The sequence below is a fragment of the Aquabacter cavernae genome (assembly GCF_003993795.1).
Taxonomy (GTDB): Bacteria; Pseudomonadota; Alphaproteobacteria; order Rhizobiales; family Xanthobacteraceae; genus Aquabacter; species Aquabacter cavernae.
On the sequence record NZ_RWKV01000003.1, the window covers coordinates 87,998 to 113,981 of the forward strand.

Below are 25,984 nucleotides of genomic sequence, written 5' to 3' on the forward strand. Positions count from 1 at the left end.
GCAATGATGCGGCATTTCACAGCGGCGTGAGGGGCGCCGGGAACCGGGGCCGTGCGTGCGCCCTTATCTGACCGTCCAGCCACCATGGACCCCTTCGGAGCCTGCCATGACCTTTGATATCGTCTTGATTTCGCCCGTCATCGCCCTGGTCACGGGCATCCTCATCCTGCTCTTCCCGCGCCTGCTGAATGTGCTGGTGGCGGTCTATCTGATCCTCGTGGGCATCCTCGGGCTCGTGCCGCACTGAGTTCTTTGTATACGGCGGAGTTGAAGGAGCGGGCGCCAGGGTTTAAAGCAACCGCGCTGTCTCCCCGCGTAGCGTGAACACCCCAAGGGATCTCCAAAGATGACGAAATGGGTCTACTCCTTCGGCGACGGCACGGCCGAAGGGAAAGCCGACATGCGGAACCTCTTGGGCGGCAAGGGCGCGAACCTTGCCGAAATGGCCAATCTCGGCCTGCCCGTTCCGCCCGGCTTCACCATTCCGACGGAGGTCTGCACCTATTATTACGCGCATGGCGAGACCTATCCGGCCGAGCTGAAGGGCGATGTGGCCGCCGCGCTCGCCAAGGTGGGCGCCATCACCGGCAAGACCTTCGGCGATCCCGCGAACCCGCTTCTGGTCTCCGTGCGCTCCGGCGCCCGCGCCTCCATGCCCGGCATGATGGACACCGTGCTCAATCTCGGCCTCAACGACGAGACCGTGGAAGCCGTGGCCAAGCTCGCCGACCGCCGGTTCGCCTATGACAGCTACCGCCGGTTCATCACCATGTATTCCGACGTGGTGCTGGGCGTGGACCACCACCATTTCGAGGAATTGCTGGACGCCTACAAGTTCCAGAACAACTACACCCTCGACACCGACCTGACCGCCGACGACTGGGCCGAGCTGGTGGTGCAGTACAAGGCCAAGGTGCTGAAGGAGCTGGGCAAGCCCTTCCCGCAGGAACCCCACGAGCAGCTCTGGGGCGCCATCGGCGCCGTGTTCGGCTCCTGGATGAACCAGCGCGCCATCACCTATCGCCGCCTCCACTCCATCCCGGAGAGCTGGGGCACGGCGGTGAACGTGCAGGCCATGGTGTTCGGCAATATGGGCGAGACCTCGGCCACGGGCGTCGCCTTCACCCGCAATCCCTCCACCGGCGAGAAGGCGCTCTATGGCGAGTTCCTTGTGAACGCGCAGGGCGAGGACGTGGTGGCGGGCATCCGCACCCCGCAGGATCTCACCGAGGCCGCCCGCAAGGCGGCGGGCTCCGAGAAGCCCTCCATGGAAGCCGCGCTTCCCGAGGCGTTCAAGGAGTTCGAGCGCATCTCCAACGCGCTTGAGACCCACTACCGGGACATGCAGGACCTGGAATTCACGGTGGAGAAGGGCAAGCTCTGGATGCTCCAGACCCGCTCCGGCAAGCGCACCGCGAAGGCGGCCCTGCGCATCGCCGTGGAGCTGGCGAGCGAAGGGCTGATCTCCGAGCAGGAGGCGGTCGCCCGCGTCGATCCCGCCGCCCTTGACCAGCTTCTGCATCCCGCCATCGACCCCAAGGCGGAGCGTGACGTGGTGGCCACCGGCCTGCCCGCCTCGCCCGGCGCGGCGTCCGGCGCCATCGTGTTCTCCGCCGACGAGGCGGAATCCTGGAAGGGCCAGGGCCGCAAGGTCATCCTGGTGCGCGTGGAAACCTCGCCCGAGGACATTCACGGCATGCACGCGGCCGAAGGCATCCTCACCTCGCGCGGCGGCATGACCTCCCACGCGGCGGTGGTGGCGCGCGGCATGGGCACGCCCTGCGTGTCCGGCGCGGGCGCCCTGCGCATCGATTATCGCGCGCAGACGCTCACCGTCTCCGGCCGCACCTTCAAGAAGGGCGACATCATCACCATCGACGGCTCCACCGGTCAGGTGCTCGCCGGCGAGGTCGCCATGCTCCAGCCGGAACTGTCCGGCGAGTTCGCCACCCTCATGGGCTGGGCGGACAAGGTGCGCCGGCTCAAGATCCGCGCCAACGCCGAAACCCCGGCGGACGCGCGCATGGCCCGCTCCTTCGGCGCCGAAGGCATTGGCCTCTCGCGCACCGAGCACATGTTCTTCGACGCGGACCGCATCCTGGCGGTGCGCGAGATGATCCTGTCCGACGACGAGGCGGGCCGCCGCTCCGCGCTCGCCAAGATCCTGCCCATGCAGCGGGACGATTTCGTCGAACTGTTCGAGATCATGAAGGGCCTGCCCGTCACGATCCGCCTGCTGGACCCGCCGCTGCACGAGTTCCTGCCCCACACCGATGCGGAAGTGGCGGATGTGGCCAAGAGCCTGGGCGTGGACGTGGAGCGCATCCAGCGCCGCCAGAAGGAGCTGCATGAGGTGAACCCCATGCTCGGCTTCCGTGGCTGCCGCATCGCCATCGCCTTCCCGGAGATCGCCGAGATGCAGGCCCGCGCCATCTTCGAGGCGGCGGTGATCGCCGCCAAGAAGACCGGTGAGGCCGTGGTGCCGGAAGTGATGGTGCCGCTTATCGCTACCAAGGCGGAGTTCGACATCGTGGACGCCATCATCCGCAAGACCGCCAAGGCGGTGGAGCAGGAGACCGGCGCCACCCTCACCTTCCAGGTGGGCACCATGATCGAGCTGCCCCGCGCCGCGCTGCGGGCGGAGGAGATCGCCCAGGGTGCCGAATTCTTCTCCTTCGGCACCAACGACCTCACCCAGACCTGCTACGGCGTCTCGCGCGACGACGCGGGCACCTTCCTCGGCCCCTACGTGCAGAAGGGCATCATCGAGGTGGATCCCTTCGTCTCCATCGACGTGGACGGCGTGGGCGAGCTTGTGAAGATCGGCGTCGAGCGCGGCCGCAAGTCGCGTCCCGACATCAAGCTGGGCATCTGCGGCGAACATGGCGGCGATCCGGCCTCGGTGGCGTTCTGCGACCAGATTGGCCTCGACTATGTATCGTGCTCGCCCTTCCGCGTGCCGATCGCGCGCCTCGCCGCCGCCCAGGCGGCGCTGGGCCGCAAGGCCGCCAGCCAGGCCTGATCCCTCTCAAGGGAGCACATTCCACGGCCGGGCCTCGCGCCCGGCCGTTTTCATTTCAGGGGGGCTATCTCAGCGCGGAGCGCACGATGGCCTCGGCCAGAAGCTCCGGCAGGCAGAGGCGCCCCGCGCTGCCGCGCGCGCCGGACTGGGGCGAGGAGAAGAGATAGGTGGTGGCGCCATATTGCTGCAGCACGTTGAGGCTCTCCTTGTCGGAGAGGCTGTCCATCTGCTGCACGATGCGCCCGTAGCGCTTTTCATGGCGCACATTGGGCAGGAAGGGCGGATCCACCAGGATCAGGTCGATGTCCCGGCCCCTCAGCCATTCCGCCGCCTCGTCCAGCGTGTCGGAGAAGCTGTGGTCCGATGTGCCCGCCAGCGCATCTCCCGAGCCCACCTGCCAGATGAGCAGGTCCGGCTCGGTGCGCTCCACGGAGGCGCGGATGCGGTCGAAATCCTCCCGGGCGAGGCCGGGCACCGCGTCTTCCTCCAGGATGGTGAAGCGCGCGCCGGGAAGCCGCCTCTGGAGTTCCTGGGCCAGTTTCGAGAGCTTGCGGGAGGACAATATCCGCTCGTCCATCTGCGGCCCGATCACCAGGATGCGCACCGGCGCGGCCCGGTCGATGAGCCGCGTGGTGCGCGGCAGGAAGTTGTTGAAGGTGAGATAGACGTCCGGCACCCGGCACGAGCCCGACATGCCGGCGACGGCCGGCAGGGGGGTGAGCGCGAATACAAGAAAAGCCACCGCGGCGAGAGCGGCGAGAACAGGCGACACGACAGGGGACATGGCGCGCGTCAGGCGGCTTCCAGCGGCCTGCGGGACGCGGATTTCAAACCCGAGCGATGCCACTCCAGCGTCCATGCCAAGAGCCACTGAACCGTGATTCCCACGCCCGCGATCAGGACATCGAGGGCGATGCCGCCATCATAAGCCAGACGTGCGACTTGTGCAGCGAGGCTGAGCACGGTTCCCACGCAGAAAACCGGCAGCGCATGGCGCCCCATGAGGATGAGGGGCTGTGCGGCGGCGGCGCTCCGCAGCAGGCGCTCCAGCGGCAGGCGCGACACCAGATAGGCCAGGGCCAGGATGTGCGCGAGGCGCGGCACGGAGAGGTTGGTCTTGTCGAAGTCCCACAGGAAGGCGGGCACGGGGGCGAAGTCCAGCGCCACGGGGAAGCCGGCGACCACCCAGCCCATGGAAACCACGAGATAGAGGAGGGCGACGGCGTCCAGCAGCCGGTTGCCGGGGGCAGGGGTGCCCTGGTCCAGCATCCGCCCGATGGCGAGGCCGCAGGCGAACAGGAGCTGCCACGCGAAGGGGTTGAAATACCAGGTGCCGGAATTGGGCCAGACCGGCAGCGCGAGCCCGGAGAGCAGGCTGAACAGATAGAGCGCGCCGGACAGCGCGAGCCCGAACCCGATGCTGACCCGCATGGCCGCCATGAGCACGGGCGCCAGCAGCAGGATGGCCACATAGAGCGGCAGGATGTTCAGGTAAGCGGGCTGATAGCTCATCATCGCCATGCCGACGATGGATTCCATGGGGGCCTGGAGGATCAGGTCCAGATGGAGCGTGTCCAGCAGGCGACCGTCTCCCGACCAGACGGCAAAGCCGCCCACCACCGCCACCGCCACCATGAGCAGGGCCAGCTGGGCCACATAAAGCTGGAAGGCCCGCAGCACGATGCGGGCGGTGACGCGGATCCTCGCGCCGGGCTCGAAGCCGCGCATATAGGCGAAGGCCGCCGAGACGCCCGCCAGAAGCACGAACAGCTCGGCCGCGTCCGAAAAGCCGAAATTGCGGAAGGTCAGGCCACCGAGAACGTGACCGGGGACATGGTTGATGAAGATCGTGAGCAGGGCAAAGCCCCGCCAGAAATCCACGCTCACCGTCCGATTGGCCTCGTTCATGCCCGGCATCCTGCTCCTTTTGCTTTCGACAACACGGCGGGCACGCGGTTCGTTCCGCCGCTCTCGCATGTGCGTCGAAGCCCGGTTGCGCGGGCGCGATTGGGCGGCACCTTGGCCTGAAGGCGTTAATCCGCTCTTAACCAAGGCCCTGCCTGTGCTGCCCCGGCAACCGGCCAAAAGTTGCAGGCGGCTTGCCTGAAACGCCGGAATGGTGTGGGCGCAGGGGCTGGCGGGGCCTGGGTCCGCCCTTCACGTCTGCTTGATGGCGGCCTGAACGCGCCGCAAACCGGCGGAAGGTGCTTCCTGCCACCGGGCCATGCGAATCGCCCTTAAATGGCGGGTGTCCGCCTTTGCCGGATCACGCCGGCGTGATTAGCTGGGATGCGGCTGGGCGCGTGAAGCAGGCGGGCAATGGTCCGGAGCAGCAGGCAGTGGTGAATTTCTCGGTCGCCCGCGCCTTCGGCCTCGTGCTGCGCACCTGGCCGTTCCTGGTCCTGCGCCTCCCGGCCGGGCCCTGGTCTGCATGGGCTATGGCGTGGGCGGCTGGAGATGGCCTCCGCCGCCTTCCGCAAGCTGGGCGAGGAAGCGCTTTCCGGGCTCAGGCCAGCATCTCGCGCACCAGGGGAATGACCTTGGTGCCGTAAAGCTCGATGCAGCGCAGGAGCTGGGCGTGGGGAATGGCGCCCGCGCTGTATTTCAGGTCGAAGCGGTCGATGCCCAGCGCCTGGACCGTGTCCGCGATCTTGCGGGCCACCGTCTCCGGCCCGCCCACGAACAGGGCGCCGTGGGTGATCTCCCGCTCGAACTCGTCGCGGCCCATGGGCGGCCAGCCGCGCTCCGCGCCGATGCGGTCGCGCATGCCCTTATAGGGCGCGAACATCTGCTCGCGGGCCTCTTCGTCCGTGTCCGCCACGAAGCCGGGGGAATGGGCGCCCACGGGAAGCTGCTCCCGCCCGAGCTGGGACAGGGCGCGGTGATACAGCTCCACATAGGGCCGGAAGCGCGCCGGGGCGCCGCCGATGATGGCGAGCATGAGCGGCAGGCCGTATTGCGCGGCGCGCACCACCGATTCCGGCGTTCCGCCCACCCCGATGGAGGCCCGCAGATGCCGGCCGCCTTCAATGGGCGGGAAGACGCTCTGGTTTTTCAGCGGCGGGCGGATGCTGCCTTCCCAGGTCACCGGCCCATTGGCCAGCAGCGCCGCGAACAGGTCCAGCTTCTCGGAAAACAGCCGCTCATAGTCGGACATGGGGAAGCCGAACAGCGGGAAGCTCTCGGTGAAGGAGCCGCGCCCCAGGATCACCTCGGCGCGTCCATTCGATAGGGCGTCCAGGGTGGAGAAGCGCTGGAACACGCGGATGGGATCGTCGGACGAGAGCACCGTGACCGCCGTGCCCAGGCGGATGCGCGTGGTGCGTGCCGCAATGGCGGCCAGCACCATTTCGGGAGCGGAGATGGCGAAATCATCCCGGTGATGCTCGCCGAGGCCGATGAAGTCCACGCCCACCTGATCCGCCAGGACGCCTTGCTCCACCACGTCGCGCAGCACCTGGGCATGGGAGAGCAGCGCCCCGTCCGGGCCGGCGGTGACATCGCCGAACGTGTCGAGGCCGAGTTCGAGATGGGGCACGGGATCACCTTTTTGTGTTTGCGCTGCCTCTCACTTAAGGCGCGTGCTGGGTCTCCGCCATTGCGTTTGCGCATAGAGCCCTTTGCGCGGTCGCCTTATTCCCCGCGCGCGGGCGGCACGCCGCCATAGGTGCCCATGTGCGAGGCGACCAGCCAGCCGCAATCCACCGGCAGGTTCACCCCCGTGATGGCGCTGGCATCGTCCGACAGCAGGAAGGCGGCGGCCTTGCCCACCTCCTCCGCGCGCACGAGGCGCCCCATGGCTGCGGCCTCTTCCAGTGAGCGGGGATCGCGCTGGCCGGAATCGATGGCCTTCTGGAGCGGCGGGGTCGCCACATAGCCGGGCGAGATGCAGTTGATGCGCACGCCGGAGCGGCCCCAATCCGCCGCGAGGCATTGGGTGAGCGCCGCCACCGCCGCCTTGGATGGGCCATAGGCATGGAGCGGCACGGCGCGCAGCGAGGTGACCGAGCCGATGGTGACGATGGCGCCGCGCCCGCGCCGCGCCATGCGCGTGCCGAAGGCGACGGCGGTCAGCCAGGTGCCGCGCAGGTTCACGTTCATCACGCGGTCGAAGTCGAATGCGGAGAAATTCTCCGGGGGCGTCGGCGGCTGGAGCACCCCGGCGCTGGTGACGAGGCCGTCCACCGGGCCGAAGCGGCGTTCCGCTTCCTCGGCGGCGGCGGTGATGGCGGCCTCGTCCGACACGTCCAGGGCCAGCGCCTCGCCGCCGAGGCGCCGCGCGGTCTCCTGCGCCGCGTCCGCGCGGACATCGCTGATGATCACCCGCCAGCCCTTGGCGGCAAGGGCGGCGGCGCACGCTTCCCCAATGCCGGATGCCCCGCCGGTGACGAGGGCGGTCCGCCCGTTCTGCGTGCTCATGGGTGTCTCCCGGTTCCCGTTCGCCGTTCCGTCGCGGCGGTCCAGGCATAGCGCTTCCGGGGCGGGAGAATGAAGGGGGAATGGCGGTTTTCTGATGCCGCTCAATTTCCTTCGGCACGGATTGGAATATGGTATGTCACGAACAACCTCCCCCAGAGAGGCACCGACGCCAAATGTCCACCCTGCTCATCACCCATCCGTCCGGCCTCCTGCATCTGACGCCGCCGGGCCACCCCGAGCGGGTGGACCGCCTCAAGGCGCTGGACCGGATTTTCGAGCAGGAAAAGTTCGCGACGCTGCTGCGCGAGATCGCGCCGGCCGGGGACCGCGAGGACATCATCCGCGTGCATCCGGCGGACTTTGTGGACGCCATGGCGGAGGCCTCGCCCCATGAGGGGCTGGTGCGCATCGATTCCGACACCATCATGTCTCCCGGCACCTGGGAGGCGGTGACCCGCGCCGTGGGCGGGGCCTGCTATGCGGTGGACGAGGTGGTGGCGCGCAAGGTGGACAATGCCTTCGTCTGCACGCGCCCGCCCGGCCATCATTGCGAGACGCGCCGCCCCATGGGCTTCTGCCTGCTGAACCAGGCCGCCATCGCCGCGCGCCATGCCCAGGCGGTGCACGGCATCGAGCGGGTGGCCATCGTGGATTTCGACGTGCACCACGGCAACGGCACCCAGGAGATCTTCTGGGCCGACGACAGCGTGCTCTACGCCTCCACCCATGAAATGCCGCTCTATCCCGGCACGGGTGCGGTCTCGGAGACCGGGGCGCTCAACACCATCGTCAATGCGCCGCTGCGCTCGGGCGACGGGGGCGAGCGGTTCAAGGAGGCCATGGAAAACCGCATCCTGCCGCGCCTGGAGGCGTTCGCGCCTGAATTGCTGATCATCTCGGCGGGCTTCGACGCCCACAAGAACGATCCGCTGGGCTCGCTGCGCCTCGTGGACACGGATTTCGGCTGGGTGACGCGCCGCCTCATGGATGTGGCGGACAAGACCGCCGGCGGACGCATCGTGTCCGTGCTGGAGGGCGGCTACGATCTGGACGGGCTCGCCACCTCCGCCGCCGCGCACGTCACCGCGCTCATGCGCGGTTGATCGCCGGGGCGGGTCAGGCCCGGATGCGGTCGGTGCCGTAAACCTTCAGGAAGAAGGACACGGCCCGGCGCACCACGCGGTCCGTATGCTCCGCGTCCGGCGGGGCGGCGGCGCCCACCAGGATGGGCATGGCCACCGCCTCCTTGCACAAGGCGAGGAACTGGTTGGCGGCGCTTTCAAGATCCGCTTCCGCGATATCGAGCGCGCCTTCTTCCACTTTCGAGCGCAGGAAGGCGGCGAGCCGCCGCGCGCCCTGGCGCGGGCCGGCCTCGAAGAATTCCTTGCCGATCTGCGGGAATTTTCCGGCGGCGCCGATGACGATGCGCAGGGTGGCGATGTTTTCCGGCCGCACCATCATGGCCACGTAGGAGTGGCCGACCTTGCCCAGCACCTCGACGATGTCGCCGCGCGCATCCATGGCGAACGTGCATTCGGCGGTTTCGTTGCACTGGGTTTGGACGAGGGCGGTGAACAAATCCACCTTGTCCTTGAAATAGACGTAGAGCGTGCCCTTCGACACGCCGGCCGCGCGGGAAATGTCGCCCATGCTGGCCGCGTCGAAGCCACGGTCGAGAAAGACCTCCCGCGCGCCCGCCAGGATCTGGCCGCGCTTCTCAGGATCCTGCCCGGCCTGGGACAGAACCTCGTGATTTTCCTTCTCAAGCAAAATCGGCTCCATGCTTCTCTTTTCGCGGAGCGCGCGGGCCGGCGCAAGCATATGCGACAGCGATGTGCGTGATCTCACGACCATCGGGTCGAAATTTTTTGACCGAACCGTTCAGTTCGATGTTGAAATGCTCCCGGGCATCGCGTATGTCAATAATACGTTGACCGAACCGTTCGGTCAGTTCCGGACCGCAACCCGGATCTGACTGGCGCTGGAGGGAGAAGGGCACCGCCCCCGCTCTTCTCCCTCCATCTTTTCGCGGCAGCCGTGCCGCCGTGCTCTTGAGCCATCATGACCCAGATCCAGACCCCATCCGCTCCGGCTGTGGCGTCCCATCCGGGCGCGCGCGCAAGCGAGGCCGATGCCTCTTCCCGCGCCGCAGCCGCCGATAGCGCCATTTCCCGTCCACCTGCCCGCAGCCGTCGGCGCACGCTTCTTCTCAGCGCCGCCGTGGTGCTTCTGGCCGGGCTCGGCTGGGCGGGGACCGAATATTGGAACACCTGGCGCTTCCAGGTTTCCACCGACAATGCCTATGTGGGCGCGGACATCGCACTCGTCTCGCCGAAGGTGACGGGCTATGTGGCCGCCGTGCCGGTGGTCGCCAATTCCCATGTGAAGGCGGGCGATGTGCTGGTCCAGCTGGATGACCGCGACTATCGGGTCGCCGTCCGGCAGGCGAACGCGAAGATCGGCACCCAGGACGCCACCATCGTGCGTCTGGGCAAGCAGGTGGAAGCGGGCGCCGCGAGCATCGACCAGGCCCGTGCGCAGGTCGCCTCCGCCGAGGCGGACGAGGCCCGGTCCCGCGCCGATTTCGACCGCACCACCCGGCTCGCCGAGAACAAGTTCGCCAGCCAGCAGGCCCTCGATGCCGCGCGCGCCGACAAGGACAAGACCCATGCGGCGACCCTCGCCGCCCAGGCCGCCCTGGAATCCACCAAGGCCAATCTGGACGTGCTGAAGGCGCAGCGCCTGGAGGCCGAGCGCACCCGCGTGGAGCTGGAGGCGGCGCTCGCCAAGGCGCAGCTCGATCTCGACGCCACCACGCTGCGCGCGCCCTTTGACGGTATCGTGGGCAACAAGGCCGTGCAGGTGGGCGACTATGTCTCCGCCGGCAAGCGCCTCGCGGCCCTGGTTTCCGATACCGGGGCCTATGTGGATGCCAATTTCAAGGAGACGCAGATCGCGCGCCTTGAACCCGGGCAGAGCGTGGAGCTGACGCTGGACACCGATCCCGGTCATCCCATCACGGGAACGCTCGAAAGCATCGCGCCCGCCGCGGGACAGGTGTTCAGCCTGCTGCCGCCGGAAAATGCCACCGGCAATTTCACCAAGGTGGTGCAGCGCGTGCCCGTGCGCATCCGCGTGCCCGATGCGGTGATGGCGAGCGGCGTGCTGCGTCCCGGCCTGTCCGTGGAGGCGCGGGTGGACACCCGCACCACGCCGTCCGCCCATGCCAAGGTGGCGGCGGCGCCGGGGCACTGATCCCATGGCGAATGCTCAAGGGCCACAAGGGGCAGCGCTGCCGGGCGAACCGCAGGTCACGCCCCGGCGGCTCATCGCCTTCTTCGCGCTCATCTTCGGGATGTTCATGGCGATCCTGGACATCCAGATCGTCTCCTCCTCCCTCTCGGAGATCCAGGCCGGCCTGTCCGCCAGCGCGGACGAGGTCTCCTGGGTGCAGACCGCCTATCTCATCGCCGAGGTGGTGATGATCCCGCTCTCGGGCTTCCTCGCCCGCGCGCTGTCCACCCGCTATCTGTTCGCCGCCTCCGCCGCCGGCTTCACGCTGGCGAGCCTTCTGTGCGCCACGGCCACGTCCATCGAGCAGATGATCGTCTACCGCGCCTTCCAGGGCTTCATCGGCGGCGGCATGATCCCCACCGCCTTCGCGGCGGCCTACACCATCTTTCCCAAGCGCCACCAAGGCCCGGTCATGGCCCTGGTGGGCCTCGTCGTGACCCTGGCGCCCACGGTGGGCCCCACGGTGGGCGGCTATCTGACGGAGCTGTTCTCCTGGCACTGGCTGTTCCTGGTGAACATCGTGCCGGGCATCGCCGCGACGCTTCTGTGCTGGTTCCTGGTGGATTTCGACACGCCGGACTTTTCCCTTTTACGGAAGTTCGACGTGGCGGGGCTTGCCGGCATGGCGGTGATGCTGGGCTCCATCGAATATGTGCTGGAGGAAGGGGCGAAGGACGACTGGTTCCAGTCCGCCACCATCTCGTTCCTCACCTTCGCTGCCGTGCTGGGCGGGATCCTGTTCTTCTGGCGGGCCTTCCGCGCGGAGCAGCCGGTGGTGGACCTCAACGCCTATCGCGACCGCAATTTCGCGGTGGGGTCCATGCTCACCTTCATGCTCGGCACGGTGCTGTACGGGCTCACCTATCTCTATCCGCTGTTCCTCGCGCAGGTGCGCGGCTTCAATTCGCTGGAGATCGGCGAGACGGTGTTCGTCACCGGCGCCACCATGTTCCTCGCCGCACCCGTGGTGGGCGTGCTGGCGCGCCGGGTGGATCCGCGCCTCGTGGTGGGCACCGGCTTCCTGTTCCTCATCATCTCCTGCCTGGAGCTTCTGCCCATCACCAAGGATTGGGGCTTCTGGGAATTGCTGGCGCCGCAGGTGCTGCGCGGGGCGGCGCTGATGCTGTGCATGGTGCCCATCAACGTGGTGTCGCTGGGCACATTGCCGCCCTCCCAGCTCAAGAATGCCTCCGGCCTGTTCAACCTCATGCGCAATCTCGGCGGCGCCGTGGGCCTCGCGGTCATCGTCACCACGCTGAACGGGCGGTGGGACCTGCACATGGAGCGCCTGCGCGAGCAGGTGACATGGGCGCGGCCTTCCGTGGTGGACACGCTGAACAGCCTCACGGCGGGCTTCGCGGCCCAGCTCGGCCCGGCGGGCGAACTGGCGGCGACGAAGGAACTGGCGCTGATGGTGCGACAGCAGGCGCTGGTGATGGCGTTCGCGGACGTGTTCCTGCTGGTCACCGTGTTCCTGAGCTTCGCGGCCTTCCTGGTCCTGCTGGTGCGCAAGCCCGCCGGTGCCGCCGCCGCGCCCAGCCACTGAACGGGTGGACGGGCCTGTTTCCGGTAGGGGTCATTTCGGGGTTGCTCCGCGCGGCGCGCGGCGACACACTCCGCCCGCGTTCCGCGCCGGCCATCCGGCGTGGAGACAGAATGGAGAAAACATGCGCCAGTTCAACCTGTTGGCTGCAGCCGCCTGCACCGCTCTCCTTGCCCTGCCCGCCGGTGCGCAGGCGTCCTGCCTGGAAGAGATCGTCGCCCTGCAGTCCCGCGTGAAGGCGGCGAGCCCCGCCCAGGCCGCTCCTCCCACCGAGGCGCAGAGCGTGGGTGCCCAGCTCGGTCGCCAGCCCACCCCGTCTTCGGTGGCCGCCGCGTCCGGCGACCCGTCCGCGCCGGTGGGCCCGGCTGCCGCCCTGAATGCCGCGCAGAATTTCCAGGCCGCCGGCAACGAGGCGGCGTGCCTGAAGGCCGTGAACGAAGCCCGCTCCATGCTGGATGGTAAGTGAACGCCCGTTTCACGGGATGAAGAGCCCGGGCGGCCTCAAATCCGGTCGCGCAGGGCGTAATAGGTGAGGCCCGCCACCAGCAGCGGGTAGCGAAGCGCGGTGCCGCCGATGAAGCGCGGCACCGGCAGGCGCTCCAGAATATCGAGCTGCCCGATCTGCCCGGCGAGCGCCTCGGCCAGGATCTTCCCATAGAAGGGCGCCAGCGCCACGCCTTGCCCGCTATAGCCGGCGGAGACCAGCACATGGTCCGACAGGCGCCGGGCGAAGGGCAGGCGGCTCATGGTGATGCCCAGCGTTCCGCCCCAGCCATAGTCCAGCCGGATGTCCGCGAGCTGGGGGAAGATGCGCAGCATGAAGGGCCGCACGAAGGGCATGGGGTCACGCCGCAGGCCCCGTTTGTAATTCTCGCCGCCCCCGAACAGCAGGCGATCATCCGGGGTCAGCCGGAAATAATTCACCACGAACCGGCTGTCCGCCACCGCCGCGCCATTGGCGATGATCTCCTTCGCCCGCGCCCCCAGGGGCTCGGTGACGGCGATGTAATTGTTGATGGCCATGACGTGCTCGTCCACGGTCCGGTCGAGCCCGTCCATGAGGCCGTTGCCGCACAGCAGCAGGAACTGCGCCTTCACCCGGCCGCCATCGGCCGTGTCCACCTGCACGCCATGGCCGTCCTCATAGCGGACGGCGCGGCTCTCCTCGTGGATCGCCACGCCCTGCGCCAAGGCCGCGCGGGCAAGGCCGAGGGTGAAGTTCAGCGGGTGGAGATGGCCCGCGCCATGGTCGAGGGTTCCGCCATAATAGCCCGGCGCACCCACCAAAGCGTGGATCTGCTCCCGGTCCAGCAGGTCGATCTGGTCATAGCCGTAATGTTCGGCGAGGTGCCGGGCATAAGCGTGGCCCTCGGGCACATAGCGCGCCTTGTGGTCCGCATGGATCAGGCCCGGCCGGTAGTCGCACTCGATCTTGTGGCGGGCGATGAGGTCATGGACGAGGGCTTTGGCCTCCTGCGCCATGTCCCAGAGCTTGCGGGCATCGTCCGGGCCGACGACCTTCTCCAGATACTCTTGGTCGCGCCGCTGGCCGGAATGGAGCTGGCCGCCGTTCCGGCCCGAGGCGCCGCAGCCGATGCGGCCACGCTCCAGCACCACCACCTTCAGCCCCGCCTCGGCGAGGTGCAGGGCGGCGGACAGCCCGGTGAAGCCGGCGCCGACGATGGCCACGTCCGCCGTCACCTGCCCGCGCAAGGGCGGCAGGTGCGGCAAGGCATGCGCCGTCGCGGCGTACCAGGACTGCGGGTGCTTTTCGTGGCTCATCAGGGGTCCTGCGGGCAGGCCCGCCGCCCGGCGGCGGGCCGTGCCGTCACACGTTCAGGAGCAGGTATTCGCGCTCCCACGGGGAGATGACGCGCATGAAGGTCTCGAACTCCGCCTGCTTCACGGCCGAATAGGTGGCGATGAAGCTGCGGCCGAGCACTTCGGAGAGGTCCTCGTTCTCCTCGAAGGCGGCAACCGCCTCCAGCAGGCCGCGCGGCAGGTCGAAGTCGAGATTCTTCGCGTCGCCTTCCAGGGGCTCGGTGGGACGCAGTCCCTTGACGAGGCCGAGATAGCCGCAGGCGAGGGATGCGGCGATGACGAGATAGGGGTTGGCGTCGGAGGACGGCACCCGGTTCTCCACGCGGCGGGCGGCGGGCGGGGCGGGCGGCACGCGCAGGCCCGCGGTGCGGTTGTCATAGCCCCACTGGACGTTGATGGGGGCCATGGAGTCGCGGGTCAGGCGCCGGTAGGAATTCACATAGGGCGCCAGGATGCACATGACCGAGGGCAGGTACTTCTGGTGCCCGGCGAGGAAGGAGAAGAATTCCGGCGTCGGGTCGCCATCGGCATCGGAGAAGATATTCTGCCCCGTTTCCGCGTCCACCACCGACTGGTGGATATGCAGCGCGCTGCCCGGCTCGTTGGCGATGGGCTTGGCCATGAAGGTGGCATAGATCTTATGGACCAGCGCCGCCTCACGGATGGTGCGCTTGAACAGGAACACCTGGTCGGCCAGCTCCAGCGGATCACCGTGGCGCAGGTTGATCTCCATCTGCGCCGCGCCGTCCTCATGGATCAGCGTGTCGATCTCCAGGCCCTGGGCCTCGGAATAATCGTAGATGTCCTCGAACAGCGCGTCGAACTCGTTCACCGCCTGGATGGAATAGGACTGGCGGCCGATCTCGGGACGGCCGGAGCGCCCCACGGGCGGCTTCAGCGGATAGTCCGGGTCGGTATTGGGCTCGACGAGATAAAATTCGACCTCCGGCGCCACCACGGGCTTCCAGCCGCGCTTGGCGTAGAGGTTGAGCACATTCTTCAGCACCTGCCGGGGCGCCAGTTCCACGGGGCGGCCATCGCGGTGGAAGGCGTTGTGGATCACCTGTGCGGTGGGGTCCTGCGCCCAGGGCACGATGGACAGGGTGGAGAAGTCCGGCTCCATCACCAGGTCGGAATCCGCCACGACGGAATCCACCAGCCCCTCATAGTCGGGATATTCGCCCGATATGGTCTGGAAGAAGATGGAGAGGGGCAGGTTCATCACCGGCGAGGAGAGGAATTTGGACGCGGGCATGATCTTGCCGCGTGCCACGCCGGCAAGATCGGGGACGGTGCATTCGATCTCGGTGATGCCCCGCGCCGCCATCCAGGCTTTCGCCTCAGCCAGCGTCTTAACACCCCGAGGCGCGGCGAGAGCCGCCTCCTGCGCCGCTTTCTTTTTAGCCATGATGTCCTCTTGCGCGAGAGGTCGCGCTGGTATCAAGGGAACACTGGCAGCGGGTGAGGTGTCAACGGATCCCCGCAAATCAACGTTTTCTTGCCGGCTCAGCTTCGCTGCGGAGGGTCATTCGGGACGCTGTCCCGCCTTGGGACGGTAGCCAACGAAGATTGGAACGAGTCTGGAACGAATCGCGGTCGAATCGAGTCTGCGCGAAGTTCTCGTTTCACCCCGTACTAGATATAGGGGCTGTGGATAATTATCAGCGGATTCTCGGGTCAGCGCTTCGGGGCGTTGACAGGCAGGGTCTTGGCCACTTCGTTCGTCTCGAAGCTGGTCGCCTCCAGCACCGCGGTACCGATCATGGTGGCGATGGAGACCTTGAAGGGCGCCATCAGGCGGGTGCCGGCGATGGGCACCAGCCAGACGAACATCTCCTTGTTGGCCTGCATATACTTCACGGTGGAGCGGGTGGGGCGGTGTCCGGCCACCGGCTCGTAGCCCACGCGGCACACCACCGCCGTGCCCTGATAGCCCTTCTCGATCTTCACCTCTTCGGTGCGCAGGAAGGTGAGGGTCACGTCGAAGCGCTGGCGGCCGTCGAAGATGGGGATGGGGCGCGCGCAGGCGGCCTCGGAGAGCATGTCCTTGCCCGCCGCCACCATGACGAAGGCGCCGCTCAGCGGGTCGATGATGTTGGTCTTATGGGCGTCGGTCAGCTCGATGCGGTCGGGCAGGGGCTTGGGCGGGGGCTCAAGGTCCAGTTCCTTCACCGTGGTCCCGGCGAAGGTCATGCGGATGGATTCCGCCTTGCCGTCCGCCTCGGTATTCACCGCGAACACGGTGGGCATGGGGCGCTGGCTGGTCATGGGGCCGCGCGCGGCCACCGAGCCCTTGCCCGAGGACAGGGCGCGGGCGATGCCCGAGACCCGGCCCGTGCCCGCCGCCTCGAAGCTGGTGTCGGTGGCCTGGACGATGAGGTTGGCGCGGCCGATCTCGATGCCGCCGAGCGACAGCGCGTATTTGGCGCTGAGCATGCCGTCGGCCGCGGCCGGCCCGGCGAGGCCCGCCAGCACGCAACCGCCCGTGAGAAGGGGGCGGGCGGCTCGGGCGAACGCGGCACGAAGGTTCGTCATTCAAGGGCCCGTGCGAGGCCGGGGCACACGCCTCGGCGAATCCTCAAGTTCCTTCGATTGCGGGGCGAACGCGGCTGAACTGTGGCTGCCGCTCCCCATGCTGCCGTGCAGCATCGTTCCTGTTGCCTGTGAAGCGGCCCGGTCATTGACTTTTTAGCGAATAATCACGATGTTCTGGCTCGCTCACCCGGCTGCTTTCCAGGCTGGCGCGCCGAATGGCGCGGCCCCGGACTACGGGGTGAGCGATTTCAACGGCAGAGGAGAACGTCGCCATTCGCCGCCCTATGAGACCCGTCGCGCCGGAGAAAGATGGACCGCGCGTCAACGAAGATATCCGCGTCCGCGAAGTTCAGCTCATCGATACCGAGGGGCAGAACAAGGGGGTCATGGCAATCCGTGACGCCTTGATCCTGGCGCAGGAGGCTGGCCTCGACCTTGTCGAGATCGCCCCGAATTCCCTGCCTCCGGTCTGCAAGATCCTCGATTACGGCCGCTTCAAGTATCAGAACCAGAAGAAGGCCAGCGAGGCGCGCAAGAAGCAGAAGGTGGTCGAGGTCAAGGAGATCAAGCTCCGCCCCGGCATCGACACCCACGATTACGACGTGAAGATGCGCGCCATGGAGCGTTTCTTCGAGGAAGGCGACAAGGTGAAGGTCACCCTGCGCTTCCGCGGTCGTGAGATGGCCCACCAGGACATCGGCTTCAAGCTGCTTCAGAAGCTGAAGGAAGACGTGGTCGCCATCGCCAAGGTGGAAGCCGAGCCCATGCTCGAAGGCCGCCAGATGATCATGATCCTCGCCCCCCGGTGAGGATCATCCCCGTATGGGCATGCCCCTAGGTGCGTGCCCAGACGGGATATTTTCACGCCGCCTCACCCGAGGCGGCGGGCCCATTCCGGAACCGGCGTCAGAACCGGCGCCCCGGCGAAATGGGCCGCCAGATTCTTCAGCGCCAGAACCGTCATATTGTCCTCGGCCGTGGGCGAGCGCGCCGCGCTGTGGGGCGTGATGACGAGGTTCGGCGCATTCAGCAGCGCCGGGGGCACCACCGGCTCCCCGTCCACCACGTCGAGGCCCGCCCCGGCAATCTGCCCGGCATGCAGGGCCGCGATCAGCGCGTCCGTGTCCACCAGCGACCCGCGCGCGATATTGATCAGATAGCCCCTCGGCCCCAGCGCTTCGAGCACCTGCGCATCGATCAGGTGGCGTGTCGCCGCTCCGCCCGGCGCGGCCACCACCAGCACGTCGCTGGCGTCCGCCAGATCCAGCACGCCGGCGTGATAGGCATAAGGCGCGTCCGCCGCCGGATTGCGGTTGTGGTAGCCCACGCTCATCTCGAAACCCAAGGCGCCCCGCCGCGCCACCGCCCGGCCGATGGCGCCGAGGCCCAATATGCCGAGCCGCAGCGTGGAGAGTTCCGGCGCCGAGCGGCGCGCTTCGTGCCACTGGCCGGCGCGCACCGCCCGGTCGCTTTCGGGCACGCAGCGCACCGTGGAGAGGATGAGCGCGAAAGCGTGGTCCGCCACCGATCCCGTATTGGTGCCCGGCCCGTGGGTGACCATGATGTTCCGCTCCAAGGCGGCGGGCACCTCGATGCGGTCATAGCCGACGCCGTAGCAGGACACGATCTGAAGGCGGGGCAGGGCGTCCATCTCCCCCGCGCTGAGGCCCGCCGTTCCATGGGTGAGCACGGCGCGCACATCCTTCGCCGCACCGGCGATGGCGTCGGCCCGGCTCCGCGGGTCCGGGGCGTAGATCACGTCATGGGCGGCATTGAGCCGGGCGAGATGGTCGGGCGCGAAGGGGATGAGGACGAGCAAGGGCTCGCGGACCGGCGACATGGAATACCCTGGATCCAAGGGAGGGAGCGCCACGCTACAGGCTGATGGGCGCCTTTGGGAGGGTGATGTGCTCATGCCTGCCCCGCGCTCCGGGCGGAGCGCCCATGCGTCCAGCGCGTGGGATCAGGGCGTCCGCGCACCCTCTCGCCGCGCCTGTTGATGCAATCGGGGCGGATCAGGCTCTATAGTCAGCTTCTATATTTCGGCATGGGTGCTTCGCGCCCGCTTCGGAGACCGCGCACCCCATGGCCCGCCGCACCCCCAGCTTCGCCTGCCAGTCCTGCGGCGCGGTCTATAACCGCTGGCAGGGCAAGTGCGAGGCGTGCGGCGCCTGGAACACCATCGCCGAGGAGCCGGAAGTGGCGGCCTCCGTCCCCGCCGTGCAGCGCTCGGGCCGCAAGGGGCGGCCGGTGGCGCTGGAGAGCCTGAAGGGCCAGGGCACGCCGCCGCCGCGTCTCGTCTCCGGCATCGGCGAATTGGACAGGGTGGCCGGCGGCGGCTTCGTGCCGGGCTCCATCGTCCTGCTGGGCGGGGATCCGGGCATCGGCAAGTCCACGCTCCTGGTCCAGGCGTCCGCCGCGCTGGCGGAGCGGGGGCACCGGGTGGTCTATGTGTCGGGCGAGGAAGCGGTGGATCAGGTGCGCCTGCGTGCCGGGCGCCTCGGCCTGTCGGGCGCGGAAGTGGGGCTCGCGGCCGAGACCAATGCGGAAAATATCCTCGCCACCCTCTCCTCCGGCCCGCCGGTTCGGTTCGTGGTGATCGATTCCATCCAGACCATGTGGAGCGACACGGTGGAGTCCGCGCCGGGCACGGTGACGCAGGTGCGCACCTCCGCCCAGCTCATGGTGCGCTATGCCAAGCAGACCGGCGCCGCCGTGATCCTCGTGGGCCATGTCACCAAGGACGGCCAGATCGCCGGCCCCCGCGTGGTGGAGCACATGGTGGACGCGGTCTTCTCCTTCGAGGGCGACGGCGCGCACCAGTTCCGCATTCTGCGCGCCCAGAAGAATCGCTTCGGCCCCACCGACGAGATCGGCGTGTTCGAGATGACCGGGCGCGGCCTGTCGGAAGTGGCCAATCCCTCCGAGCTGTTCCTCTCCAACCGTGACGCGGGCGCGCCGGGTACGGCGGTGTTCGCCGGCATGGAGGGCACGCGGCCCATCCTGGTGGAGATCCAGGCCCTGGTGGCGCCTTCCAGCCTGGGCACGCCCCGCCGGGCGGTGGTGGGCTGGGATTCCAACCGCCTCGCCATGGTGCTGGCGGTGCTGGACGCGCGCTGCGGCGTGCGGCTCGGCGGTCATGACGTCTATTTGAACGTGGCGGGCGGGCTGAAGATCGGCGAGCCGGCGGCGGACCTGGCGGTGGCGGGGGCGCTGGTCTCCTCGCTCACGGGCGCGCCCTTGCCGGCGGACGCCGTCTATTTCGGCGAGGTCAGCCTGACCGGGGCCGTGCGCCCCGTCTCCCAGGCGCCGGCGCGGCTGAAAGAAGCGGCTAAGCTGGGCTTCGCCCGCGCCGTCGCGCCGGTTCCCGGCACGGACAAGGGGGAGGGCGCCTTGCGAGTGGAAGGGGTTTCCTCCCTTGCGGGCCTCGTGGCCCAGGTTGCGGCCCGCGCTCCGCGCAGGGCAGCGATGCCGGCAAAAGAGGTCTCGCACGCCGGGGAGGGATGACGGCGCGAGCCGTAGAAGCTATACGTCCCGCCATCCGGGCATCCATGGCACCATGGACCCGTCCGCCCGCTGATTCTCCGGCGGGCCCACCGGAGGTTCTGCTGCGCCCATGCCCGTGACGTTGCTGGATCTGATCGTCATCGCCGTCATGCTGCTCTCCGGGCTGCTCGCCATGGTGCGTGGGCTGCTGCGGGAGGTGTTCAGCATCGTCTCATGGGTGGCGGCGGCCGGCGTCGCCGCTTATTTCTATCCGCAGCTGCTGCCCATCACGAAGCAGTACATCACCCAGGATACCGTGGCCCTCGCCGTGACGGTGGCCGCCCTGTTCCTGGGCACGCTTCTGATCGTCTCCATCATCAGCGCGCGCCTGTCCGACATCGTCCTGGACAGCCGCATCGGCGCGCTGGACCGCACGCTGGGCTTCGCTTTCGGTCTCGCGCGCGGCCTGCTGGTCATGGTGGTGGCGTTCCTGTTCTTCAACTGGCTGGTGCCGGACAAGAGCCAGCCGCCGTGGGTGCTGAACGCGAAATCCCGTCCCGTGCTTCAAAACACCGGGAATTGGCTGGTTTCCCTGTTGCCGGACGACCCGGAGAACACCATTCTCAAGAAACTGAAGCGCACCCCCGACGGTGAAGACGGCGCCACGCCGCCTGCCACGGTGCCGGGGCAGCGCTCGGACGGAGGAACCGGAGCCCCTACGCTCGCCGCCGCGCCCGCTGCCAATCCGGCGGGACCCGGTGGATATCGGCAGGGGGAGCGTCAGGGCATCAACCAGCTGCTTGAGAGTACGCGCGGGACCGGCCAGTAGGCCGCCGAGCGGAGGATTAGGACATGGACACCGCAGACGCGGGCGGCCCGCACGGCGCCGCTCTTTGGGACGCCGACCTCAACGGGGACCGGCTGCGCGAGGAGTGCGGCGTATTCGGGGTCTATAACCACCCCGATGCCGCCGCTCTGACCGCCATCGGCCTCCACGCGCTCCAGCATCGCGGCCAGGAGGCGGCGGGCATCGTCGCCTATGACGGCAAGCGCTTCCATTCCGAGCGACGCCTCGGCCTGGTGGGCGACACCTTCTCCGATTCCCGCGTGATCGACCGGCTCCCCGGCCACATGGCGGTGGGGCATGTGCGCTATTCCACCACCGGCGAGACGCTGCTGCGCAACGTGCAGCCTTTGTTCGCCGAGATCGAGGGCGGCGGATTCGCCGTGGGCCATAACGGCAACCTCACCAATGGCCTCACCTTGCGCCGCCAGCTGGTGCGCGAGGGCGCCATCATGCAGTCCACCACGGATACGGAGGCGATCCTCCATCTGGTGGCCCGCTCCCGCAAGACGCGCTTCATGGACCGCTTCACCGATGCGATCCGGATGCTGGAAGGCGCCTATTCGCTGGTGGCGCTCACCAACAAGAAGCTGATCGGCGCCCGCGATCCCCTGGGCATCCGCCCGCTGGTCCTGGGCCGCCTGGGCGATGCCTATATCCTGGCGTCCGAGACCTGCGCCCTCGACATTATCGGCGCCACCTATGTGCGCGACATCGAGAATGGCGAAGTGATCGTCATCGACGAGGATGGGGTGCAGTCGCACAAGCCCTTCCCGCCCATGCAGGCCCGCCCCTGCATCTTCGAGTACATCTATTTTGCCCGGCCCGATTCCATCGTCGGCGGCCGCTCCGTCTATCAGGTGCGCAAGAATATGGGCGAAGTGCTCGCCCAGGAGACCCACCTGCCCGCCGACGTGGTGGTGCCGGTGCCGGATTCCGGCGTGCCCGCGGCGCTCGGCTATTCGCGCATGGCCGGCATCCCCTACGAGCTGGGCATCATCCGCAACCATTATGTGGGCCGCACCTTCATCCAGCCCACCCAGAGCGTGCGCGACCAGGGTGTGCGCATGAAGCATTCCGCCAACCGCGCAGTGGTGGAAGGCAAGCGCATCGTGCTGGTGGACGACAGCCTCGTGCGCGGCACCACTTCCGTGAAGATCGTGCGCATGATGCGGGACGCGGGCGCCACCGAGGTGCATTTCCGCATCGCCTCCCCGCCCATCACCCATCCCGATTATTACGGCATCGACACGCCGGACCGGGACAAGCTGCTGGCCGCCACCCACGATCTGGAAGGCATGCGGCGCTATATCGGCGCGGACAGCCTCGCCTTCCTCTCCGTGGATGGTGTCTACCGGGCCATGGGCTATGAGGCCCGCGACCCGGCCCGGCCGCAATTCACCGATCATTGCTTCACCGGCGATTATCCCACCGCCTTGACCGACCGCACCACGGCGGTTGGCGCCGAGCAGCTTTCCCTGCTCGCCGAGGCGAGCTGATCCTTCCGGAGCGCGCGGCCTCCCGCGCGCTCCGCCTCCCCGCCTTCCCAATTCCCCCCTTCCCTGGCCGGCCCCGGCTTCCAGCGGTCCCGCCGGCCCGCCACATTCCGGATGCCCCATGACAAACCGGCTCGAAGACCGGCCTCTCGCCGACCGGATCGCCCTCGTTACCGGTGCCACGCGCGGCATCGGCGCGGCCATTGCTCTGGAGCTGGCCAAGGCCGGCGCCCATGTGGTGGCCGTCGGCCGCACCCAGGGTGCGCTGGAGGAATTGGACGACGCCATCCAGGCGACGGGCGCCAGCGCCACGCTCGTGCCCATGGACGTGACCGATTACGACGCCATCGACCGGCTGGGCGGCGCGCTCTATGAGCGCTATGGCCATCTCGACGTGTTCGTGGGCAATGCGGGAATCCTCGGTCCCCTCACCCCCGTGGGCCATGTGGACCCCAAGGACTGGGACCAGGCGCTCTGCGTCAATCTCACGGCCAATTACCGCTTCGTGCGCTCGCTGGATCCCCTGCTGCGCCTCTCCACCGCCGGGCGCGCGGTGTTCGTCTCCTCGGGTGCGGCGCACAAGGCGCGCGCTTATTGGGGGCCCTACAGCGTCACCAAGGCGGCGCTGGAGGTGATGGCGCGGACCTGGGCCGCCGAAAGCCTCACGGGCAATCTGAAGGTCAACCTGTTCAATCCCGGCCCCATCCGCACGCGCATGCGGGCCAAGGCGTTTCCGGGCGAGGATCCGGAAACCCTGCCCACCCCCGAGGCGGCCGCCGCCGCGCTCCTGCCCTTGTGCCTGCCCGCCTGCGCGGATACCGGGCGCCTTTATGATTTTCCCGCGGGCCGGATGCTCGATTTCCAGCCTCCCGCCTGATCCTGCCGGGCCGGTGCCCGCGCGGCGGCGGCCCCCGGCATTTCGCGGTCCACGGGACCGTTGAAATGCCTTATCTCTCCATCCACATGCGTTTCCGCCCCGCGCGCCGTCGCTTTTGCCGCTCGGAAACGCTCCAGCCCGAGGTCTGTTCATGTCCGAGCCCGTCACCATCCAGTTCGCCAAGCTGTCGGCCAAGGCCGATGCCGCGCCCAAGGGCGTTCTCGTGGTGCTCACCGACGAGACCCTGGCTTTCGGCAAGCTGGCCCAGGCGGCGCTGAAGCCTTCGGCCCCGGCCATCGCCCGCGCGCTCGACGCGGACCGGTTCAAGGGCCGGCTGGGTGGCGCGGTGGATGTGCTCGCGCCGGAGAAGCTGGCGGTTTCCCGCGTGATCGTGGCGGGCGTCGGCAAGGCCGAGGATCTGAAGGAGAGCGATTATCTGCGCCTCGGCGGCATCATCGCCGCCCGCCTGCCCGCCGGCACCCGCGAGGCGAGCGTGGTGGTGGACCTGCCCGGCCGCACCGTGCCCGGCTCCGCCGCCGCCGAGATGGCGCTGGGCGCGAAGCTGCGCAGCTATAGCTTCGACCGCTACAAGACCCGCCGCAAGGAAGGCGAAGCGGAGCCCGCGCCGCTTTCGCTCACCTTCCTGGTGGGCGACGAGGCCATGGCGCGCCGCGCCTGGACCGCCCGCGAGGCTGTGGCGGACGGCGTCGTGCTGGCCCGCGACCTCGTGAACGAGCCGTCCAACGTGCTGGACCCGCCGGAATTCGCGCGCCGCGCCGAGGGCCTGCGGGCCGTGGGCGTGGAAGTGGAGGTTCTGGGCGACGAGGATCTCGCCAAGCTCGGCATGCGCGCGCTGCTGGGCGTCGGCCAGGGCTCCATCAAGGAAAGCCGGGTGGTGGTGATGCGCTGGAACGGCGCCTCGGCCAAGTCCCAGCCCGTGGCCTTCATCGGCAAGGGCGTCACCTTCGACACCGGCGGCATCTCCATCAAGCCCGCCGCGGGCATGGAGGACATGAAGGGCGACATGGGCGGCGCGGCCTGCGTCACCGGCCTCCTCTATGCGCTCGCCGCCCGCAAGGCCAAGGTGAATGCGGTGGGCATCATCGGCTGCGTGGAGAACATGCCGGACGGGGCCGCCCAGCGCCCCGGCGACATCGTCGCCTCCATGTCAGGCCAGACCATCGAGATCATCAATACGGACGCGGAAGGCCGCCTCGTGCTGGCCGACGTGCTCTGGTACGCCAAGGAGCGCTTCAAGCCGCGCTTCATGGTGGATCTCGCCACCCTCACGGGCGCCATCCTGGTGGCGCTCGGCCAGGAGCATGCGGGCCTGTTCGCCAATGACGACAAGCTGGCCGGCGAGATCGCCGCCGCCGGGCTCGCCACGGGCGAGAAGGTGTGGCGCATGCCGCTCGGCCCGGAATATGACAAGCTCATCGACAGCCGTTTCGCCGACATGAAGAATACCGGCGGGCGCAATGGTGGCTCCATCACCGCCGCGCAATTCCTCCAGCGCTTCGTGGACAAGACCCCTTGGGCCCATCTGGACGTGGCCGGCACGGCCATGTCCTCGCCCACCAGCGACATCAACCGCAGCTGGGGCTCGGGCTGGGGCGTGCGCCTGCTCGACAAGCTGGTGGCGGATTATTACGAGGGCTGACATGTCATGCCCCGCAGCCCGGTCGGGCTGCGGGGCATGGTCTGGCTCGTCGCTAACGCTCAGCTCTTGAAGAAGGCGAGCAGGTCGGCGTTGATCACGTCCGCATGGGTCGTGGCCATGCCGTGCGGATAGCCCGGATAGGTCTTCAGCGTGCCCTGCTTGAGCAGCTTGATGGACAGGTGAGCGGAGTCCGCGATGGGGACGATCTGGTCGTCCTCGCCGTGCAGCACCAGGGTCGGCACCGCGATGGCCTTCAGATCCTCGGTGAAGTCGGTTTCCGAGAAGGCGGCGATGCAGTCGTAATGGGCCTTGGCCCCGCCGGCCATGCCCTGGCGCCACCAATTGTCCACCACGCCCGGAAGGGTCGCCACGCCCGGACGGTTGAAGCCGTAGAACGGCCCGGCCGGGACATCGCGATAGAATTGCGCGCGATTGTCCGCCAGCGCCTTGCGGAAGCCATCGAAGACTTCCAGCGGCAGGCCGCCGGGGTTTTTCTCCGATTTCACCATCACCGGCGGCACCGCGCCGATCAGGACCGCCTTGGCCACGCGGCCGTCGCCGCCATATTGAGCCACATAGCGGGCCACTTCGCCGCCGCCGGTGGAATGGCCCACATGGATGGCATCGCGCAGGTCCAGATGGCGGGCGAGGGCGGCCACATCGGCGGCATAGGTGTCCATCCCATTGCCGGTGTCGGTCTGGGTGGAGCGCCCGTGGCCGCGCCGGTCATGGGCAATGACGCGATAGCCCTGGTTCAGGAAGAAGATCATCTGGGCGTCCCAGTCGTCGCCCGAGAGCGGCCAGCCGTGATGGAACACGATGGGCTGGCCGGTGCCCCAGTCCTTGTAGAAGATCTGCGCCCCGTCGGCGGCGGTGACATAGCCGCTGCCCTGTCCATTGGCCCGGGTCCCGGCGGCATCCGAATTGGCGGTCATGGCTCTCTCCATCTGATTTTGCGATAATGTTTATCGCGATAAATTTACGCTA

Annotated in this window: 23 protein-coding genes; 12 read left to right on the plus strand and 11 right to left on the minus strand. The window is 68.1% G+C overall.

The annotated features are described in order from the left end of the window. Positions 1–106 precede the first annotated feature (106 nt). Both EJJ38_RS02195 and ppdK read left to right on the plus strand, forming a co-directional pair. Positions 107–247: a DUF3096 domain-containing protein gene (locus EJJ38_RS02195; RefSeq protein ID WP_127088482.1), complete on the plus strand. Its 141-nt coding sequence runs from the start codon at positions 107–109 to the stop codon at positions 245–247. A 99-nt stretch (positions 248–346) separates the two neighbouring features. Beyond that, positions 347–3,022, plus strand: a complete 2,676-nt coding sequence (ppdK, locus tag EJJ38_RS02200) for a pyruvate, phosphate dikinase (protein ID WP_127088483.1) — start codon at positions 347–349, stop codon at positions 3,020–3,022. A gap of 64 nt (positions 3,023–3,086) precedes the next feature. Here the strand turns inward: ppdK and EJJ38_RS02205 are convergent, their stop codons facing one another. The 4 genes from EJJ38_RS02205 to EJJ38_RS02220 all read right to left on the minus strand — a co-directional run bounded on the left by EJJ38_RS02205 (position 3,087) and on the right by EJJ38_RS02220 (position 7,441). Next, a complete protein-coding gene (locus tag EJJ38_RS02205; RefSeq protein ID WP_127088484.1) occupies positions 3,087–3,806 on the minus strand; it encodes a hypothetical protein in 720 nt (239 codons plus the stop codon). 8 nt (positions 3,807–3,814) lie between these two features. Beyond that, entirely contained in the window at positions 3,815–4,930 is a 1,116-nt protein-coding gene (locus EJJ38_RS02210) for an OpgC family protein (protein WP_164738377.1), read from the minus strand. A gap of 598 nt (positions 4,931–5,528) precedes the next feature. Beyond that, entirely contained in the window at positions 5,529–6,560 is a 1,032-nt protein-coding gene (locus EJJ38_RS02215) for an LLM class flavin-dependent oxidoreductase (protein ID WP_127088486.1), read from the minus strand. A gap of 95 nt (positions 6,561–6,655) precedes the next feature. Next, on the minus strand, positions 6,656–7,441 hold the full coding sequence (locus EJJ38_RS02220; protein ID WP_127088487.1) for an SDR family NAD(P)-dependent oxidoreductase: 786 nt from the start codon (positions 7,439–7,441) through the stop codon (positions 6,656–6,658). A 173-nt stretch (positions 7,442–7,614) separates the two neighbouring features. Here EJJ38_RS02220 and EJJ38_RS02225 point away from each other — a divergent pair, with 173 nt between their 5' ends. Then, positions 7,615–8,544 carry a histone deacetylase family protein gene (locus tag EJJ38_RS02225; protein ID WP_127088488.1) on the plus strand — a complete coding sequence of 310 codons (930 nt, stop codon included), beginning with the start codon at positions 7,615–7,617 and terminating at the stop codon, positions 8,542–8,544. A gap of 13 nt (positions 8,545–8,557) precedes the next feature. Here EJJ38_RS02225 and EJJ38_RS02230 read toward each other — a convergent pair whose 3' ends face one another. Together EJJ38_RS02230 and EJJ38_RS02235 are read right to left on the minus strand one after the other, a co-directional pair. Next, positions 8,558–9,223, minus strand: coding sequence for a TetR/AcrR family transcriptional regulator (locus tag EJJ38_RS02230; protein ID WP_127088489.1), 666 nt, complete (start codon positions 9,221–9,223; stop codon positions 8,558–8,560). After that, positions 9,204–9,440, minus strand: coding sequence for a hypothetical protein (locus EJJ38_RS02235; protein ID WP_127088490.1), 237 nt, complete (start codon positions 9,438–9,440; stop codon positions 9,204–9,206). The genes EJJ38_RS02230 and EJJ38_RS02235 overlap by 20 nt, the downstream gene beginning before the upstream one ends. 62 nt (positions 9,441–9,502) lie before the next feature. On the opposite strand from EJJ38_RS02235, the gene EJJ38_RS02240 reads away from it, so the two are divergent. From EJJ38_RS02240 to EJJ38_RS02250, 3 genes are all read left to right on the plus strand, one after another. Next, positions 9,503–10,696 carry an HlyD family secretion protein gene (locus tag EJJ38_RS02240; protein ID WP_127088491.1) on the plus strand — a complete coding sequence of 398 codons (1,194 nt, stop codon included), beginning with the start codon at positions 9,503–9,505 and terminating at the stop codon, positions 10,694–10,696. Between the two features lie 4 nt (positions 10,697–10,700). Then, positions 10,701–12,281, plus strand: a complete 1,581-nt coding sequence (locus EJJ38_RS02245; RefSeq protein WP_127088492.1) for a DHA2 family efflux MFS transporter permease subunit — start codon at positions 10,701–10,703, stop codon at positions 12,279–12,281. A gap of 121 nt (positions 12,282–12,402) precedes the next feature. Beyond that, positions 12,403–12,744, plus strand: coding sequence for a hypothetical protein (locus EJJ38_RS02250; protein WP_127088493.1), 342 nt, complete (start codon positions 12,403–12,405; stop codon positions 12,742–12,744). Between the two features lie 35 nt (positions 12,745–12,779). Here EJJ38_RS02250 and EJJ38_RS02255 read toward each other — a convergent pair whose 3' ends face one another. From EJJ38_RS02255 to EJJ38_RS02265, 3 genes are all read right to left on the minus strand, one after another. Further along, the gene (locus tag EJJ38_RS02255) at positions 12,780–14,060 is read right to left on the minus strand and encodes an NAD(P)/FAD-dependent oxidoreductase (RefSeq protein WP_127088494.1); all 1,281 of its coding nucleotides are present in this window, start codon (positions 14,058–14,060) and stop codon (positions 12,780–12,782) included. Positions 14,061–14,106: 46 nt separating this feature from the next. Next, positions 14,107–15,507, minus strand: a complete 1,401-nt coding sequence (locus EJJ38_RS02260; protein ID WP_127088495.1) for a glutamine synthetase family protein — start codon at positions 15,505–15,507, stop codon at positions 14,107–14,109. Positions 15,508–15,776: 269 nt separating this feature from the next. Then, on the minus strand, positions 15,777–16,634 hold the full coding sequence (locus EJJ38_RS02265) for a DUF3108 domain-containing protein (RefSeq protein ID WP_127088496.1): 858 nt from the start codon (positions 16,632–16,634) through the stop codon (positions 15,777–15,779). Positions 16,635–16,918: 284 nt separating this feature from the next. Here EJJ38_RS02265 and infC point away from each other — a divergent pair, with 284 nt between their 5' ends. Beyond that, entirely contained in the window at positions 16,919–17,443 is a 525-nt protein-coding gene (infC, locus tag EJJ38_RS02270; protein ID WP_127088497.1) for a translation initiation factor IF-3, read from the plus strand. 62 nt (positions 17,444–17,505) lie between these two features. Here infC and EJJ38_RS02275 read toward each other — a convergent pair whose 3' ends face one another. Beyond that, positions 17,506–18,474, minus strand: coding sequence for a 2-hydroxyacid dehydrogenase (locus tag EJJ38_RS02275; RefSeq protein ID WP_127088498.1), 969 nt, complete (start codon positions 18,472–18,474; stop codon positions 17,506–17,508). 245 nt (positions 18,475–18,719) lie between these two features. On the opposite strand from EJJ38_RS02275, the gene radA reads away from it, so the two are divergent. The 5 genes from radA (at position 18,720) to EJJ38_RS02300 (ending at position 24,997) form a co-directional block, all read left to right on the plus strand. After that, positions 18,720–20,141 (plus strand): DNA repair protein RadA, encoded by a 1,422-nt coding sequence (gene radA / locus EJJ38_RS02280; RefSeq protein ID WP_127088499.1) that lies wholly within the window; start codon positions 18,720–18,722, stop codon positions 20,139–20,141. Positions 20,142–20,250: 109 nt separating this feature from the next. Then, positions 20,251–20,949 (plus strand): CvpA family protein, encoded by a 699-nt coding sequence (locus EJJ38_RS02285; RefSeq protein ID WP_127088500.1) that lies wholly within the window; start codon positions 20,251–20,253, stop codon positions 20,947–20,949. A gap of 23 nt (positions 20,950–20,972) precedes the next feature. Further along, positions 20,973–22,463: an amidophosphoribosyltransferase gene (purF, locus tag EJJ38_RS02290; RefSeq protein WP_127088501.1), complete on the plus strand. Its 1,491-nt coding sequence runs from the start codon at positions 20,973–20,975 to the stop codon at positions 22,461–22,463. A gap of 118 nt (positions 22,464–22,581) precedes the next feature. After that, complete coding sequence (locus tag EJJ38_RS02295) at positions 22,582–23,337, plus strand: SDR family NAD(P)-dependent oxidoreductase (RefSeq protein WP_127088502.1); 756 nt, start codon at positions 22,582–22,584, stop codon at positions 23,335–23,337. 151 nt (positions 23,338–23,488) lie between these two features. Then, positions 23,489–24,997, plus strand: a complete 1,509-nt coding sequence (locus EJJ38_RS02300) for a leucyl aminopeptidase (protein WP_127088503.1) — start codon at positions 23,489–23,491, stop codon at positions 24,995–24,997. Between the two features lie 59 nt (positions 24,998–25,056). Here the strand turns inward: EJJ38_RS02300 and EJJ38_RS02305 are convergent, their stop codons facing one another. Next, complete coding sequence (locus EJJ38_RS02305) at positions 25,057–25,932, minus strand: alpha/beta fold hydrolase (RefSeq protein WP_127088504.1); 876 nt, start codon at positions 25,930–25,932, stop codon at positions 25,057–25,059. Positions 25,933–25,984: the final 52 nt, after the last annotated feature.

Bases quoted from the DNA above. Each gene is read 5' to 3' on its own strand.
- EJJ38_RS02305 (WP_127088504.1), bottom strand. From the start codon at position 25,932: ATGACCGCCAATTCGGATGCCGCCGGGACCCGGGCCAATGGACAGGGC.
- EJJ38_RS02225 (WP_127088488.1), top strand. From the start codon at position 7,615: ATGTCCACCCTGCTCATCACCCATCCGTCCGGCCTCCTGCATCTGACG.
- EJJ38_RS02265 (WP_127088496.1), bottom strand. From the start codon at position 16,634: ATGACGAACCTTCGTGCCGCGTTCGCCCGAGCCGCCCGCCCCCTTCTC.
- EJJ38_RS02295 (WP_127088502.1), top strand. From the start codon at position 22,582: ATGACAAACCGGCTCGAAGACCGGCCTCTCGCCGACCGGATCGCCCTC.
- radA (WP_127088499.1), top strand. From the start codon at position 18,720: ATGGCCCGCCGCACCCCCAGCTTCGCCTGCCAGTCCTGCGGCGCGGTC.
- purF (WP_127088501.1), top strand. From the start codon at position 20,973: ATGGACACCGCAGACGCGGGCGGCCCGCACGGCGCCGCTCTTTGGGAC.
- EJJ38_RS02255 (WP_127088494.1), bottom strand. From the start codon at position 14,060: ATGAGCCACGAAAAGCACCCGCAGTCCTGGTACGCCGCGACGGCGCAT.
- EJJ38_RS02240 (WP_127088491.1), top strand. From the start codon at position 9,503: ATGACCCAGATCCAGACCCCATCCGCTCCGGCTGTGGCGTCCCATCCG.
- EJJ38_RS02220 (WP_127088487.1), bottom strand. From the start codon at position 7,441: ATGAGCACGCAGAACGGGCGGACCGCCCTCGTCACCGGCGGGGCATCC.
- EJJ38_RS02260 (WP_127088495.1), bottom strand. From the start codon at position 15,507: ATGGCTAAAAAGAAAGCGGCGCAGGAGGCGGCTCTCGCCGCGCCTCGG.
- EJJ38_RS02300 (WP_127088503.1), top strand. From the start codon at position 23,489: ATGTCCGAGCCCGTCACCATCCAGTTCGCCAAGCTGTCGGCCAAGGCC.
- EJJ38_RS02205 (WP_127088484.1), bottom strand. From the start codon at position 3,806: ATGTCCCCTGTCGTGTCGCCTGTTCTCGCCGCTCTCGCCGCGGTGGCT.
- ppdK (WP_127088483.1), top strand. From the start codon at position 347: ATGACGAAATGGGTCTACTCCTTCGGCGACGGCACGGCCGAAGGGAAA.
- EJJ38_RS02245 (WP_127088492.1), top strand. From the start codon at position 10,701: ATGGCGAATGCTCAAGGGCCACAAGGGGCAGCGCTGCCGGGCGAACCG.
- EJJ38_RS02275 (WP_127088498.1), bottom strand. From the start codon at position 18,474: ATGTCGCCGGTCCGCGAGCCCTTGCTCGTCCTCATCCCCTTCGCGCCC.
- EJJ38_RS02285 (WP_127088500.1), top strand. From the start codon at position 20,251: ATGCCCGTGACGTTGCTGGATCTGATCGTCATCGCCGTCATGCTGCTC.
- EJJ38_RS02230 (WP_127088489.1), bottom strand. From the start codon at position 9,223: ATGGAGCCGATTTTGCTTGAGAAGGAAAATCACGAGGTTCTGTCCCAG.
- infC (WP_127088497.1), top strand. From the start codon at position 16,919: ATGAGACCCGTCGCGCCGGAGAAAGATGGACCGCGCGTCAACGAAGAT.
- EJJ38_RS02250 (WP_127088493.1), top strand. From the start codon at position 12,403: ATGCGCCAGTTCAACCTGTTGGCTGCAGCCGCCTGCACCGCTCTCCTT.
- EJJ38_RS02195 (WP_127088482.1), top strand. From the start codon at position 107: ATGACCTTTGATATCGTCTTGATTTCGCCCGTCATCGCCCTGGTCACG.
- EJJ38_RS02210 (WP_164738377.1), bottom strand. From the start codon at position 4,930: ATGAACGAGGCCAATCGGACGGTGAGCGTGGATTTCTGGCGGGGCTTT.